Annotated in this window: 15 protein-coding genes; 13 read left to right on the top strand and 2 right to left on the bottom strand. The window is 68.6% G+C overall.

All coding sequences use genetic code 11. The annotated features are described in order from the left end of the window. The first annotated feature begins 84 nt into the window (after nucleotides 1-84). From DSM100685_RS07110 to DSM100685_RS07085, 6 genes are all read left to right on the top strand, one after another. On the top strand, nucleotides 85-528 hold the full coding sequence (locus DSM100685_RS07110) for a hypothetical protein (RefSeq protein ID WP_152350664.1): 444 nt from the start codon (nucleotides 85-87) through the stop codon (nucleotides 526-528). A gap of 123 nt (nucleotides 529-651) precedes the next feature. After that, complete coding sequence (locus DSM100685_RS07105; protein ID WP_152350663.1) at nucleotides 652-2,310, top strand: ABC transporter substrate-binding protein; 1,659 nt, start codon at nucleotides 652-654, stop codon at nucleotides 2,308-2,310. Between the two features lie 91 nt (nucleotides 2,311-2,401). Next, on the top strand, nucleotides 2,402-3,373 hold the full coding sequence (locus DSM100685_RS07100; RefSeq protein WP_152350662.1) for an ABC transporter permease: 972 nt from the start codon (nucleotides 2,402-2,404) through the stop codon (nucleotides 3,371-3,373). After that, on the top strand, nucleotides 3,370-4,242 hold the full coding sequence (locus DSM100685_RS07095) for an ABC transporter permease (protein ID WP_152350661.1): 873 nt from the start codon (nucleotides 3,370-3,372) through the stop codon (nucleotides 4,240-4,242). The genes DSM100685_RS07100 and DSM100685_RS07095 overlap by 4 nt, the downstream gene beginning before the upstream one ends. Then, the gene (locus DSM100685_RS07090) at nucleotides 4,232-5,050 is read left to right on the top strand and encodes an ABC transporter ATP-binding protein (RefSeq protein ID WP_152350660.1); all 819 of its coding nucleotides are present in this window, start codon (nucleotides 4,232-4,234) and stop codon (nucleotides 5,048-5,050) included. The genes DSM100685_RS07095 and DSM100685_RS07090 overlap by 11 nt, the downstream gene beginning before the upstream one ends. After that, entirely contained in the window at nucleotides 5,047-5,844 is a 798-nt protein-coding gene (locus DSM100685_RS07085) for an ABC transporter ATP-binding protein (RefSeq protein WP_152350659.1), read from the top strand. Before DSM100685_RS07090 ends, DSM100685_RS07085 begins: the two co-directional genes overlap by 4 nt. Before the next feature lie 30 nt (nucleotides 5,845-5,874). Here DSM100685_RS07085 and DSM100685_RS07080 read toward each other — a convergent pair whose 3' ends face one another. Continuing rightward, nucleotides 5,875-6,318, bottom strand: a complete 444-nt coding sequence (locus tag DSM100685_RS07080; RefSeq protein ID WP_152350658.1) for a GNAT family N-acetyltransferase — start codon at nucleotides 6,316-6,318, stop codon at nucleotides 5,875-5,877. Nucleotides 6,319-6,760: 442 nt separating this feature from the next. Between DSM100685_RS07080 and DSM100685_RS07075 the strand changes: the two genes are divergently transcribed. The 7 genes from DSM100685_RS07075 to DSM100685_RS07045 all read left to right on the top strand — a co-directional run bounded on the left by DSM100685_RS07075 (nucleotide 6,761) and on the right by DSM100685_RS07045 (nucleotide 14,305). Next, a complete protein-coding gene (locus tag DSM100685_RS07075; protein ID WP_152350657.1) occupies nucleotides 6,761-7,777 on the top strand; it encodes a cystathionine beta-synthase in 1,017 nt (338 codons plus the stop codon). A gap of 135 nt (nucleotides 7,778-7,912) precedes the next feature. Then, on the top strand, nucleotides 7,913-9,097 hold the full coding sequence (locus DSM100685_RS07070; protein ID WP_152350656.1) for a cystathionine gamma-synthase: 1,185 nt from the start codon (nucleotides 7,913-7,915) through the stop codon (nucleotides 9,095-9,097). Nucleotides 9,098-9,241: 144 nt separating this feature from the next. Continuing rightward, the gene (locus tag DSM100685_RS07065; protein WP_152350655.1) at nucleotides 9,242-11,302 is read left to right on the top strand and encodes a RecQ family ATP-dependent DNA helicase; all 2,061 of its coding nucleotides are present in this window, start codon (nucleotides 9,242-9,244) and stop codon (nucleotides 11,300-11,302) included. Nucleotides 11,303-11,551: 249 nt separating this feature from the next. Then, complete coding sequence (locus DSM100685_RS07060; RefSeq protein ID WP_152350654.1) at nucleotides 11,552-11,812, top strand: type II toxin-antitoxin system RelB/DinJ family antitoxin; 261 nt, start codon at nucleotides 11,552-11,554, stop codon at nucleotides 11,810-11,812. After that, entirely contained in the window at nucleotides 11,805-12,086 is a 282-nt protein-coding gene (locus DSM100685_RS07055; protein ID WP_152350653.1) for a type II toxin-antitoxin system RelE/ParE family toxin, read from the top strand. The genes DSM100685_RS07060 and DSM100685_RS07055 overlap by 8 nt, the downstream gene beginning before the upstream one ends. Before the next feature lie 321 nt (nucleotides 12,087-12,407). Next, nucleotides 12,408-12,917, top strand: coding sequence for an S-ribosylhomocysteine lyase (locus DSM100685_RS07050; RefSeq protein WP_152350652.1), 510 nt, complete (start codon nucleotides 12,408-12,410; stop codon nucleotides 12,915-12,917). A 425-nt stretch (nucleotides 12,918-13,342) separates the two neighbouring features. Further along, nucleotides 13,343-14,305, top strand: a complete 963-nt coding sequence (locus tag DSM100685_RS07045; protein ID WP_152350651.1) for an aldo/keto reductase — start codon at nucleotides 13,343-13,345, stop codon at nucleotides 14,303-14,305. Nucleotides 14,306-14,321: 16 nt separating this feature from the next. Here the strand turns inward: DSM100685_RS07045 and DSM100685_RS07040 are convergent. Next, nucleotides 14,322-15,014: FadR/GntR family transcriptional regulator (locus tag DSM100685_RS07040; RefSeq protein WP_152350650.1), on the bottom strand; the 693-nt coding region annotated here is incomplete at its 5' end.

Raw genomic sequence — 15,014 nt, 5'->3', positions numbered from 1 at the left:
GGGAGCGGAGGCGGGCGGTTGTGCGCATTTGGCACGGGATCGGGGGGATGGTCGCCGCGGCGGATTCGGACGCACAATGGGGATATGAACACATCGACGTGGGCCGCTCGGTCGCTGCAAGTCGCCGTGGGCGCGGTCATGGGGCTTGGCACGTTTGCCGCGGCACGGATGGCGGGCACGCTGTACGCGAACTGGCCGGAGCTGCTGTACACGAAGCCGCTGGCGACGTCGTTCGTCGTGATGACGGGATGCCTGATGCTGTCCATTGCGGAGGCCGCGATCACGCTGGTGCGCCGGCTGGCGGCCGGGGTCCGCGACGGCGCCGGGATAAGGCGTGCCGCGGCGACGGCGGGATGGCTGTGCGTCGCGCTCGGCGTCGAGGCGGTCGGCCATGCGGTCGCGCTGTGGGCGATGACGGGCCTGACGCACGTCACCGTCGTCGCCGCGGCGGCGGGCGTGCTGTGGGCCGCCGTCAGCGGGGCGCTGTGCTGCCGCGGGGTGGCCTCCGCCGCCACCGCGATGCGATGATGTGACGAATCTCTCATTAGGCGGTTGCCTCGGGGTTGGGTAGGATGGACGCCGGCGATGATCGACCCTCAGCGGCGGTCAATCGCGCGAAGAGAACATCACAATCCCAAGGAGAGACGAAGCATGTCTCACAACAGTGGTGCGCACGGCGACGCCGGCGCAACCAAGCAGAACAACGCGGCCAGCACCGACGCCTCGCTCAACGCCCGCGCGAAGTCGCCCCGCGGCGGCAAGCCCAAGGGCTGGCTCATCTCGCTCATTTCCGTGCTCGTGGTGGTGGCGGTCATCATCGGCGTGACCATGTACTTCAACGGCAAAACCGCGTCCGACGCCGGCGCGGGCGATGCAGGGGCCAACGGCGCCTCGCAGACCGCGGACACCGTGACCGTGGGCATCAAGCTCGCCCCCGTCAACCTCGACATCCGCCACCAGTCCGGCTCCGCGCTCGAACAGCTGCTCATCGGCAACGTGTACGAGGGCCTCGTCTCGCGCGACTCGGACAACAAGGTGCAGCCCGGCCTCGCCAAGAGCTGGGAGATCAGCGCCGACGGCCTGACCTACACGTTCCACCTCAACGAGAACATGAACTTCTCCAACGGCGACGCGCTCGACGCCGACGACGTGGCCTGGTCCATCAACGAGCTCAAGGCGCAGAAGTACTACAACTACGATCAGGTCAAGAACCTCGACAAGGCCGAGGCCGTGGACGCGGACACCGTGAAGATCACGCTCTCCGCGCCCGACTCCAACATGCTGTGGTACCTGTCCGGCCGCCCCGGCCTCGTGTTCGACAAGGACGCGCAGTACGACGCCAAGACCTCCGCGGTCGGCTCCGGCCCATACGACGTCGTCTCCTTCGACGCCAGCGACAAGCTTGTGCTCAAGGCCAACGACAAGTACTGGGGCGCCGACCACAAGGCGAAGACCCCAAACGTGGTCGTGCGCTTCCTGCCCGACGACAACGCCGCCGTCAACGCACTGAAGAGCGGCGACGTGCAGGTGCTCTCGCCCATCACCGCCACCCTCGCCAAGCCGTTCCAGTCCGACCCGGAGCACTACACCGTGGCCGCCAACGACGGCTCCGACAAATTCGTGCTCGCCTTCAACGTGGCCAACCCGAAGCTCGCGGACCAGCGCGTGCGCCAGGCCATCCGCTACGGCATCGACCACGCGCAGATCATCGCCTCCCGCGGCGGCGTGGACGCGGCGCTCGGCGGACCGATCCCGTCCGTGGACCCCGGCTACGAGGACCTGACGAACCTGTACCCGCACGACGCTGACAAGGCCAAGGCGCTCATGGCCGAGGCCGGCTACACCGCGGACAAGCCGCTGCAGCTCACCCTCACGTACGCGAACGTGTACGGCACCGAGCTCGGCGACCAGCTGAGGAGTCAGCTGAAGGAGATCGGCATCGATCTCAAGATCAACTACGTGGAGTTCTCCACGTGGCTGCAGGACGTGCACACCAACGGCGACTACGAGCTCTCCCTCGTGGACCACGCCGAAAGCCACGACTTCTACAAGTGGGCCACGCCGAGCTACTACTACCACTACGACAACAAGCAGGTGCAGGACCTGTACGCCAAGGCGCTCGCCGCCACCACCGACGCCGAGGCCGACGACTACCTCAGGCAGGCCGCGAGGATCGTGTCCGAGGACGCGCCCGCCGACTGGCTGTTCGGCTACCGCGTGACCGTCGCCATGGCCAAGGGAGTCGACGGCTTCCCGTCCAGACTCAGCCAGAGCGTCCTGCCGCTGTACAGTGTGACGTACCGCAAGTAGCCGGAGCCCCCGGAACTCCGGAGCCCGCCGGAACCCCGCCCGGGGTGACGGAGGCCCGGCTCGGTCAAGACCGTTCGATTAAGGTTGAACCATGCGCTTTCTCGCACATCGACTGCTGCTGTTCGCGGCGGCGCTGTTCGGCGTCTCCGTGCTGGTGTTCGTCGCCCTGCGCATCCTGCCGGGCGACGTGGCCGCCGTCATGGCCGGCACCGCCGCGACGCCCGACCGCATCGCCGCGCTGCGCGTCCAGTTCGGGCTCGACCGGCCGCTCGTCGTCCAGTACTTCGACTGGGTCGGCGGCCTGCTGCGCGGCGACCTCGGCACCTCGGCGCTGACCGGCCGCGCGGTGATCGCCCAGGTGGGCCAGCGCGCGGCGATCACGTTCCCGCTCATCGTCATGAGCCTCGCGGTGGCGCTGCTCATCGGCCTGCCGCTCGGCTGCGCGTCCGTGCTCGCCCGCGGCCGGCGCATGCGCGGGTTCCTGCACGTGCTCGCCATCGTCGGCGGCGCGGTGCCGGCCCTGTGGAGCGGCCTGCTGCTCATCCTGCTGTTCTCGCGCGGCATCGGCCTCATCGGGCTCTTCCCCTCGCAGGGCTTCCCCTCCGAGGGATGGCATGACTTCGGCCGCGCGCTGGCCTCGCTGGTGCTGCCCGCCGTGGCCACCGGCGTGGTGGCGGGCGCGAGCATCACGCGCTACACGCGCGCGGCGGTCGGCGACGTCGCGGACGGCGGCGCGGTCGACATGGCCATGGCGTGCGGCATGACCCGCACCCAGGCCGTCCTGCGCGTGGGGCTGCGCCTCGCGACCCCGCAGCTCGTGTCCGTGGCGGGCCTCACCTTCGCGCAGATGATCACCGGCGTGATGGTCGTGGAAAGCCTGTTCGCGCTGCCGGGGCTCGGCGCGCTGCTCATCGGCGACGTGGGCAACCGCGACCTCATCGCCGTGCAGAGCGAGCTGTTCCTGCTCGCCGCGTTCTTCCTCGCGCTGGGACTGGCGATCGACCTGATCCACCGCGCGCTCGACCCGCGGCTCAAGGCGACGAACGCGAACGGAGACGAATGATGGCGAATCCATCCAAATTGGCCAATCTGCCGCGCGCCCTGTGGCGGCGGGGATCGGGCCGCTACGCGCTGGTCGTGCTCGGCCTGTGGCTGGCCGTGGCGGCCGTGTCCCTGTTCTGGACGCCGCAGCCGCTGCTCGCCACGGACGGCTACCACGTGTGGGAGGCGCCCTCCGCCGCGCATCCGCTCGGCACCGACGGCACCGGAGCGGACGTGCTGAGTTGGCTCATGGCCGGCTCGCGCACCAATCTGGTCATCGCCGCGCTCACCGTGGTGTGCTCCGGGGCGCTGGGCCTGCTGCTCGTGGGGTGCATGGTCTCCCGGCGCGCCGGGCTCGGCTCCGTGACCGTGGCCGTGGTGGACGCGCTCATCTCCATCCCGACCGTGCTCATCGCCCTGCTGCTCACCGTGCCGTTCGGCGCGTCCGTGGGCGTGATCGTGGGCGCCTGCTCGATCGCCTACGGGCTCAATCTGGCCCGCATCGCACGCCCTGCCGCCATGCTCGCCGCTCGCGGCGACTACGTGGCCTCGGCGCTGGCCGGCGGCGCGTCCGGCTGGTACGCGTTCACGCGGCACGTCGTCCCGAACATCGTCCCGGTGCTCAGCGTGCAGCTCACCGTCTCCGCCGGCACCTCCGTGCTCGCCGAGGCCGGGCTCACCTATCTGGGCGTCGGCGTGGGCGCGGGCGTGCCGAGCTGGGGACATTCGCTCGCCACGTCCGTGAAGTTCATCAACGTGTTCCCGCTCACCGTGCTGTGGCCGGGACTGGTGGTCACGCTCGCCGTGGTGGCGCTCAACTTGCTGGGCGACGCGCTGAACTCGGCGCTTGCCGTGGGAGGCATGGAACGGAGGGAAGACGATGGGCGTTGACATCCGCGGACTGAACGTGGCGATCGGCGGCCGGCCGGTCGTGCGCGACGTGAACCTCTCGGTCGGCGACGGGGAGCGCGTGGGGCTCATCGGCTCCTCCGGCTCCGGCAAGTCCATGATCGCCAAGTCACTGCTCGGCCTGCTGCCGCGCGGGGCGGAGGCGTCCGGATCGGCTGCGCTCGGCGGCACCGAGGCGATCGGCGCCGCCGAACGGACGCTCGCGGACCTGCGCGGACGCTACGTGGGCGTGGTCTTCCAGAATCCCGGCGCGACGCTCAACCCGGTCGCCACCGTGATGCGGCAGGTCGAGCTGCCGCTGCGCCTCCACTACGACCTGGGCCGCGACGAGCGCCGCGACCGCGTCATGTCCATGCTGCGCAAGGTCGGGCTGGACGAGTCCGTGGCCGGCAAGTACCCGCACGAGCTGTCCGGCGGGCAGCAGCAGCGCGTCGGCATCGCGACGGCCCTCATCACCTCGCCCCGCCTCATCGTGGCCGACGAGCCGACCACCGCGCTCGACTCGATCATCCAGCGCCAGATCGTGGATCTGCTGGTCTCCCTCGTGGACGACGCCGGCGCGTCCATGCTGTTCATCACGCACGACTTCTCCGTGCTCGCCCGCGCCACCACGCGCTGCTACGTGATCGACGACGGGGCCGTGGCCGAGGAGGGACGGACCGCGCGGCTGCTTGCCGCGCCGAACGCCGACGCGACGCGCGGGCTCGTGGCGTCGGCGCGCCGGCTCACGTTGTCGGCCGAACCGATGGCCGCCGAACCGATGACAGTCGAGCAAGGAGGTGCCCGATGACCGCGCTGGTGGCCGCGAACCACATCGTCAAAACGTTTCCGCGCGCCGGCGCGTCCGAACGGCAGCAGGTGCTGTTCGATGTCTCGGCCTCGGTGGGCGCGGGGGAGTGCCTCGCGGTGATCGGCGGCTCCGGCTCCGGAAAATCCACGCTGACGCGCATCATGCTGGGCTTGGAAAACGCGGACTCCGGGGACGTGTCCTATGCGGGCATGCCGGTCGTGGCGGGTCGTGGCGGGCGTCTGCCCGGCTCCTCGGACGGGTTCCGCGCCCTGAGGCGGGAATCCGGGCTCGTGTTCCAGAACCCGTTCGCTTCGCTCGACCCGCGCTGGACGGTCCTGCGGTCCGTCGCCGAACCGCTGGTGCTCGCCGGGCGCAGGCTCTCGCGCGGCGATGCCGTCGAAGTCGTGTCCCGGGCGCTGCGCACGGCCGGGTTGGAGCCGGAGGACATGCTGGACCGCCTGCCGTCTGAATTGTCCGGCGGACAGGCTCAGCGCGTGGCCATCGCGCGTGCCATCGTGGCCGAGCCGCGCGTGATCCTCGCTGACGAGCCGATGAGCGCCATCGACGTGACCGCACGCGTGCAGATCCTCGACGCGCTGAACGCGATCCGCGCCGCGCATCCGGACATGGCGCTCATCGTCGTCTCGCACGATCTGGGCGTGGTACAGCACCTCGCCGACCGGATTCTGGTGCTCCACGACGGGCATATGGTGGAAACCGGGCCCACGGAGACGGTGCTGGGCGGTCCCGCCGAGGACTACACGCGCCAGCTGGTGGCCGCGGCCTCGCTGTGACGCGGCGGACGCGTCAGCGGGCCGTCCGGCTCACCACTTCGGGTTGACGATCTGCATGGCCACGCCGTCGGACATGAGCGTGAAGCCGTGCGCCTCGTAGAACGTGGCGTTCTTGCTCTCCTCGGGCATGACCTCGATGTAGAAGAAGTCGCGGTACTTGTCCTTGAGCATCTCGACCATATGGCCGGCGATGCCGCGGCCCTGATACTCCGGATCGACCAGCACGTAGTGCACGTACGCCAGCATCGCGCCGTCGTCGAGCGCGCGCACCAGCCCGACCAGCCGGTCCCCGTCCCATGCGGAGATGACCGTGGAGGAGCCCATGAGCGCGCGGTGCAGCTGCTCGGGGTACCTGCCGGAGACCCATCCGACGGACAGGAACAGGCGTTGGACCTGCTCGGCGGTGAAGCGGCGCTCCTCGGTGAAGACGATGGGCCGCGGCGAAGATGATGACGGTGAGGCGTTGTCTGGCATAACCACAGGATACGGCCGCATGGCCGGGCGGGGCGGACGGGCGTCTGCATGGTGGCCGACGTGCGCCCGTCCCCGGCGGTCCCGTCCGCCGCTGGGGTCCGGCATATGAGACGCCGCGACACGCGGGAGCCGGAACGGGTGCTATGGTGGTGGCCATGACGTATCTCATGTGTTGCTGTTGTCGCTGACCGACGCCCCAAGGGCGAGCGGTTGACAACGCATAACTTGAGATAGGATTCCTTCGCGAAGTTCTCGCAAATTCCAACGATCACGCATAAGCCGAACTGTATTGGCATACGTGCATCCAACTGCATTCGCATCCGTCCGCAAGCCGGGCGGGAGTCCCGTTTCAACCCGCGCTCAGCCGTGAAGCCGTTCATCTCCGAACCAAATCCGCACCGCAAAAATCACGCAGACCGCACCTCAAGGAAACGAGACAGCCATGACCATCCACAACAACGTCACCGAACTCATCGGCGGCACCCCGCTCGTCAAACTCAACCACGTCACCGACGGCGTGAAGGCCACCGTCGCCGTGAAGATCGAATACCTCAACCCCGGCGGCTCGTCCAAGGACCGCATCGCTGAGCGCATCATCGACGCGGCCGAGCGCTCCGGACAGCTCAAGCCCGGCGGCGTGATCGTCGAACCCACCAGCGGCAACACCGGCGTGGGCCTTGCGCTCGTGGCCCAGCAGCGCGGCTACCGCACCATCTTCACCCTGCCGGACAAGGTCTCCGAATCCAAGCGCGCGGTCTTGAGGGCCTACGGCGCGGAGGTCGTCGTCACGCCCACCGACGCCGGCCCCGGCGACCCGCGCTCCTACTACGACGTGTCCGACCGCCTCGCCCGCGAAATCCCCGGCGCGTTCAAGCCCAACCAGTACGACAACCCCAACGGCCCGATGAGCCACTACGCCACCACCGGCCCCGAGGTGTGGGAGGACACCGACCACCGGGTCACGCACTTCGTGGCCGGCATCGGCACCGGCGGCACCATCTCCGGCACTGGCCGCTTCCTCAAGGAGACGTCCGACGGGGCCGTGAAGGTGATCGGTGCCGACCCGGAGGGCTCTATCTACTCCGCGCCCAGCGAGGCCGACGTGCACCAGTACAAAATCGAGGGCGTGGGGGAGGACTTCTACCCCAAGGCGTTCGACCGGAACGTCACCGACGACATCGTCAAGGTGAACGACGCGGAGGCCTTCGAGATGACCCGCCGCCTCGCCGCCGAGGAGGGCCTGCTCGTGGGCGGGTCCTCCGGCATGGCCGTCGCCGCCGCGCTCAAGTACGCCCGCGCCAACGACCTCGACGAAAACCAGCTCGTCGTGGTGCTGCTGCCCGACTCCGGCCGCGGCTACCTCGAGAAGATCTTCGACGACGACTGGATGCGCGCCAACGGCTTCGGCGACGTGGTGAACCGCACCACCCGCCCGTCGCTCGCCGAACAATACCTGTGAGCCGTCTGTGAGCTCCGCCCGATCCCGATCCATCCGATAATCCGTTATCAGCAACGTCGATACCGACACGCGGCGCGGGACGCCCCCGCCGCCGTACCCTCGAAACCATTACACACCGAAAGGAAACCAACCATCATGTCCGCCGAGTACAACGCCAAGTTCGCCGCCACCGACATCGCCACCCGAGCCATCCACGCCGGGCAGGAGCCCGACCCCACCACCGGCGCCGTGGTCACGCCGATCTACGCCACCTCCACCTTCAAGCAGGACGGCGTGCTGGGCTTGAGGGGCGGACACGACTACTCGCGCTCCATCAACCCCACCCGCACCAGCTTCGACGAGCAGCTCGCCGCCGTCGAGGGCGCGAAGTACGCGCTCTCCTTCGCCTCGGGCCTCGCCGCGATCGACGTGCTGCTGCGCTCCACCCTCAAGCCCGGCGACAGCGTCCTGCTCGGCAACGACGTGTACGGCGGCACCTACCGACTGCTCGCTAAGGTGTTCGTGCCGTGGGGCGTCGGCCTCGACGTGGTCGACATCACCGATGCAAGGGCCGTCGAGGAGGCGCTCGCCGCCAAGCACTACGAGTACGTGTGGGTCGAAACCCCGTCGAACCCGCTGCTCAACATCACCGACATCGCCCTGACCTCGCAGATCGCGCACAAGTACGGCACCAAGGTCGTCGTCGACAACACGTTCGCCTCGCCCGCGCTCCAGCATCCGCTCGACGAGGGCGCCGACGCGGTGGTCTACTCGACCACCAAGTACATCGGCGGCCACTCCGACGTGGTCGGCGGCGCCGTGGTGCTCAACGACGAGGAGGTGCGCGATCAGGTCGCGTTCCTGCAGAACGCTGCCGGCGCCGTGCCCTCCCCGTTCGACTCCTGGCTCGACATCCGCGGCCTCAAGACCCTCGACCTGCGCGTCAAGCGTCATTCCGCCAACGCGCTCAAGGTCGCGCAGTGGCTCGAATCCCAGCCGTCGAGCGTAGTGGAGCGCGTCTGGTACCCGGGCCTCGAGTCCCACCCCGGCCACGAGATCGCCGCCCGCCAGATGCACGGCGGCTTCGGCGGCGTCGTCTCCGTGCAGCTCGCGGCCGGCGCCGAGGCGGCCAAGCGGTTCGTCGACCACACCGAGATCTTCACGCTCGCCGAGTCGCTCGGCGGCGTCGAAAGTCTCATCGAGGTGCCCGCCGCCATGACCCACGCCTCCGTGGCCGGCACCACCCTGCAGGTGCCCGCGAACCTCATCCGCATCTCGGTCGGCATCGAGAACGCGGACGACCTCATCTCCGACCTCGATCAGGCGCTCAAGGCCATCTGATCGTTGCCGTTTGCGGCAGAAGTTGCATATCCGGGCGCATGCACGCCGGTTCGGACGCCGGATGCGCCCGGATATGCAACTTCCGCCATGGGCCGGCCGGGGACGGGCCCGGGACGGGTGCGCCGACCGGGTAGAGTGGAACGCATGACAGACAATGCGACGGGCCGGACGACGGGCCGGACGGACCAGACGACGGGCCATGAGGCGGCGCTGGGGGCGCTCAAACAGTACTTCGGCTACGATTCGTTCCGCCCCGGGCAGTCGGGCATCGTCGACGCGCTGCTCGCCGGACGCGACGTGCTCGGCGTTATGCCCACCGGCGCCGGCAAGTCCGTGTGCTACCAGATCCCCGCCATGCTGCTGCCCGGCGTGACCGTCGTCGTCTCGCCGCTCATCTCGCTGATGCGCGATCAGGTGGACGGGCTCAACGACGCCGGCATCCCCGCCGACTTCGTCAACACCACGCAGTCGCCCGACGAGCAGGGCATGGTGCTCTCGCAGGCCGCCCGAGGCGAGGTCAAGCTGCTGTATGTGGCGCCGGAACGTCTGGAAACCGAGCGGTTCCGCAGCTTCGCCGCCCGCACGCCGATCTCCCTGATCGCCGTGGACGAGGCGCACTGCGTCTCCCAGTGGGGTCAGGACTTCCGCTCGAGCTACCTCGGCATCGGGGACTTCATCGCCTCGCTGCCGTCGCGTCCCGTGGTCGGCGCGTTCACCGCCACCGCCACCGAACGCGTGCGGCGCGACATCGTCGCCATGCTGGGCCTCAGGAACCCGGCCGTCACCGTCACCGGGTTTGACCGCGAGAACCTCTACTTCGACGTGATCAAGATGGAGACCAAGCGCAAGGCCGCGTGGGTGGCGCGATACGTGGCCGACCACCCCGACGAGTCGGGCATCGTGTACTGCTCCACGCGCAAGGAGACCGAGGCGCTCGCGGCCACGCTCAACGAGGCCGTGCCGGCGCTGCGCGGGGCGGGTGCGGGGAATGGCCCGGACTCCGGTCCGGTCGCGGTCGCCTACCACGGCGGCATGCCGGCCGAGGCGCGCGGCCGGGCCCAGCGCGACTTCGTGACCGACGCCGTGCCGGTCGTGGTGGCCACCAACGCGTTCGGCATGGGCATCGATAAGTCGAACGTGCGCTACGTCATCCACCACAACATGCCCGAGTCGATCGAGGCCTACTATCAGGAGGCCGGGCGCGCCGGGCGAGACGGGCTGCCGAGCCGCTGCACGCTGCTGTGGAACGAGTCTGACATCGTCACGCGCCGCCGCCTGCTGGACTCCGACTACGAGAACGACCGGCTCACCCCCGAGGAGCAGGAGGCCGTGCGCCTGTCCAAGCGCCGCCTGCTCGACGGCATGGTCGGCTACTGCCGCACCGCCGACTGCCTGCACATGTACATGACCCGCTACTTCGGCGAGGAAACGCCCGCCTCCGCGCGCGGCGGCGACGGCAAATGCAAGGGCGGCTGCACCAACTGCGACAGCACTTTCGAGACCATCGACGTGACGGACGTGGCGCGCGCCATCAGCCGCTGCGTGCACGACGTGATGTACGATTACGACGACGCCGGCCGTCCCACGCGCGCGGCCGTGCGGCAGGGACTCGGCTCGGGCAAGATCGTCGCCATTCTGCGCGGCTCGCAGGCGCAGGACGTGCTCGCCCGCCGCCTCGACCGCTGCCCGAGTTACGGCAGGCTGCGCGAGACGCCGGAGGCCCGCGTGCGCGACATCCTGAGCCAGATGGCCACCGACGGCTTTCTCGTGATCTCCGAGGGCCGGATGCCGATCGTCGGGTTCGGACGTCGCGCGGCGGAGACCGTGGCGCCGGACTTCCACTACGAGATCAAGCGGATCGAGCGCAAACCGGCTCGGGGCATGGGCGCGGGCGCGCGCGGCGGCGCCGGTGCGCCCGGTTCGGCCGGTGCGTCGGGCACGTTCGGCGCGGCGCTCGCGGACGGCGGCGGGGAGCCGACCGAGGCCGACGAGGCGCTGTTCCGCAAACTGCGCGAGCTGCGCCTCGAGATCGCGCGCGAGGCCGGCAAGCCGCCGTACATCGTGTTCAACGACAAGGCGCTGCGCGACATGGTCCGGCTCCGTCCCACCACGGACGAGCAGTTCCTCGAGGTCAACGGCGTGGGCGAAAGCAAGCTCAAGCTGTACGGCGAGCGCTTCATGGCGGTCATCGCGACCGAATCGTGAGGCGGTCGGCGGCGGTTGCGGTGCCGACCGGCTCCATCCGTCGGCGGACACCGTGCAGGCGCCGAGCGCGACGCGGAGGCGCTTCATGCGTTGGAGAACGGATCGGAACATAGGCTGGGTGGAATGCGGATGCTTGGCAAGACCTTCGACCGCATTGCGCTAATTGCGATGGGAACCTGTGCATCCGATTTCATTATGTTACAATGTATGTATGATGTTATGACATCGGCATGATGATAGGAGACATCAATGGCGGATATGACAACTATCACCTTCCGTACGGATTCCCAGGTCAAGCAGCGCGCCAAGGAACTATATGAATCGATGGGTTTGGATTTGTCGACCGCATTGAACATGTTCCTACGTCAGTCGGTGGTTGATAACGGCATGCCGTTCCGCGCCACAAGAGAGAACCCCGCGAACATTCTGGCGCGCGCCCAAGCCGATGCGCATGAAGGTGAATCGTTCGGGTCGGTTGACGACTTGATGAAGGATTTGCTGGATGCTTGATTCGGTCTTCCGCACCACGCAGTTCAAACGGGACTTCAAGGCGCTGCTCAGGAAGCACTACGATGCGGACAAAATGCGGGCGGCGATCGAAGCGCTCATGAAACAGGACAAAGACCTGTTGTCGACCAAGTACCGTGATCATGCCCTTGTTAACAACTGGAAGGGGTACCGAGAGATCCATGTCGAAGGGGACTGGCTGCTTATCTACCGCATCGAATGGTCCGAGCTGCAACTGGTGTTGACGCGAACCGGTTCTCATGACCAGTTGTACTGATTTTTCTGGTGCATGGTCTTATGCGTCAAGAAAATCATCGGATACCCGAATGCTTTCCGATCCGCTGAGGCGTAGCCAATGTACGGCGGAATGACTCCGTGCCCTCAACGGCGTGGGCGAAAGCAAGCTCAAGCTGTACGGCGAGCGCTTCATGGCGGTCATCGCGGCCGAATCGTGAGGCGGAATCGTGGACTGGAATCGTGGGCTATCGATTCTTTCGATAACGGTGGCGGCCGGACCCGGCCCGATGTGCGGTCAGGCCGCGGCGGGCCGGAGTAGCATGGGGCTCGGTTGTCCGATTTTCCATGGAACGGAGGAATCATGGCGGAAAACGATCAGTCCGAAACCAAGCCCCAAAAGCCCGTGGTGGAGAGCTTCCAGCTCGACCACACCAAGGTCAAGGCGCCGTACGTGCGCTACATCGACACGGAGAAGGGCCCGCACGGCGACGTGATCTCCAACTACGACCTGCGACTGGTGCAGCCGAACGAGAACGCAATCCCGACCGGCGGCCTGCACACCATCGAGCACACCATCGCCGTGCTGCTGCGCGAGCGCATCCCGGGCTACATCGACTGCTCGCCGTTCGGCTGCCGCACCGGCTTCCACCTGCTCACATGGGGCGAACACTCCACCGAGGACGTGGCCCGCGCGCTCAAGGAGTCGCTCGAGTTCATCGCCTACAAGGCCACGTGGGACGACGTGCCCGCCACCACGATCGAAAGCTGTGGCAACTACCGCGACCACAGCCTGTTCACCGCGAAGGAGTGGTGCAAGGACATCCTGGCCAAGGGCATCAGCTCCGACCCGTTCGAGCGCAAGGTCGTCTGAGCGCGTCGGACGCCCCGGACGCCCGGGGCGTGGGACGCCGCGGGTGACGGCCACAGGTCCGCCCGGTCGAAACGGACGTTTTCGGGTTCTCCGCCGTCCGTTTCGACCGGGCGAACGCGTCTTCGGTCGGGCGAACGCGTCTCAACCGGGCGAACGCGCAATTCAGCGGTCCGGGCCGCCATCCGCCACGGCGGACGGTTTGCGTTGATGCGGCAACGGTGGGCGCCCGGTCAAGGCATTGCGCTGACCGGTACTTTTTTGACATGCCGGTCCGGGATTTCTTGGCCGGGAGCGGAACGGGCGCCGGGCGGCGGCCCCGGAGCGGGACAATGGTGGGGCGAGGCCTCGGGGCCGGCGGCGGATTGCGCCGGCAGGCCCCGGATGCCGGGCGTCGCAACGGTTCCGCACATGGAAAGGATGATGTCATGGCCGATGATCAGCGTGTGAAGGTGGGCGGCAGCGATCTGGAGGTGTTTCCGCTGGTGCTGGGCGGCAACACGTTCGGCTGGACCAGCGACGAGGCGACCAGCCGCAGGGTGTTGGACGAGTACGTGGAGGCCGGCGGCAACTTCGTCGACACGGCGGACGTGTACTCGGCGTGGGCGCCGGGCAACGCGGGCGGCGAATCCGAGATCATCCTCGGCCGCTGGCTGGCCGTGCGCGGCAACCGCGACCGCGTGGTGATCGCCACCAAGGTGAGCGAGCACCCGCAGTACAAGGGCCTGTCGCGCGCGAACGTGCTCGCCGCGGCGGACGAGTCGCTGCTGCGCCTGGGCGTGGACGAGATCGACCTGTACTACGCGCACTTCGACGACAAGGCCACGCCGCTCGAGGAGACCGCGGCTGCGTTCGACGAACTCGTGAAGGCCGGCAAGATCCGCGCGATCGGCCTGTCGAACTACACGGCCGACCGCATCGAGGAGTGGTTCCGCATCGCCCGCGAGCACGGCTACGCGCTGCCCGTGGCGCTTGAGCCGCACTACAACCTCGTCCACCGCGGCAACTACGAGCGCACGCTCGCCCCGATCGCCGCGCGCGAGAACCTGTCCGTGTTCCCGTACTTCTCACTGGCGGCCGGCTTCCTGACCGGCAAGTACCGCTCCGCCGCCGACGCCGAGGGCAAGGCGCGCGAGGGCATGGTGGCCGGCTACCTCACCGCCGCCGGATTCGCACTCGTCGACGCGCTGGACCGGGTGGCCAAGGCCCACGATGCGGCGATCGCGACCGTGGTGCTGGCCTGGCTGCGCCACCGTCCGCAGGTGGCCGGGCCGATCGCCTCCGCGCGCACGCCCGAGCAGCTGCCGGCCCTGGTCGCCTCCACGACGCTGGACCTGACCGCGGACGAAGTGGCCGCGCTGGACAGGGCGTCCGAGCCGTTCGCCAAGTAGGCCGACGCTCAGCCGTTCAGCCGTTCGCGGCGATGCGCGTGATCGCGTCCGCGGATTCGTCCACGATGCGCCGCATCGCCGCCTCGGCGCCGGCCCCGTCGCCCTTGCGGATCAGGGAGGCGACCTCGACGTGGAGGTCCAGCGCCTCCTGATTGGCGATGGCGGGCATGAGCTCGTGCGCGGTGCGGCCCTCCAGCGTGGAGGCCACCACGTCGCCGAGCGCCGCGAACATGAGGTTGCCGGACGCCTCGAGCAGCGTGCGGTGGAATCGCGTGTCCGCGTCCAGATACGCCTGCTCGTCGGCGTGGTCGGAATGGGAGACCATGCCGACGGCCGCCTCGGTGAGCTCGCCCCACTGCGCTGGCGTGGCCGCCGCCGCCGCGAGGCGCGCGGCCACCGGCTCCACGGCTGAACGCAGTTGGGACAGCTCGTTCAGCGCGTTGAGGCGGTACGCGCCGCCGAGCCTCCATCGGATCACCTGCGGGTCGAAGACATTCCACCGGTCAATCGGGTTCACGACGGTCCCGGCCTTGCGCCGGACGGTCACCAGTCCCATGGATTCGAGCACGCGGGTGGCCTCGCGGGTCACCGTGCGCGACGGCGCGGCGCCGTCGGGGCCGGGCGAGGGGGGCGCCCGACGGTCTCTGGGGGCGATGCCCCCGCCTCTGCTGGCGCAGCCCCCTTCGTCGAGCCGACGGTGGGGCAGCGG

This window comes from Bifidobacterium avesanii (assembly GCF_009299475.1).
Lineage (GTDB): Bacteria > Actinomycetota > Actinomycetes > Actinomycetales > Bifidobacteriaceae > Bifidobacterium > Bifidobacterium avesanii.
The sequence above is the reverse complement of the archived record's forward strand: the minus strand, read 5'-3'. Positions and strand labels throughout refer to the sequence as shown.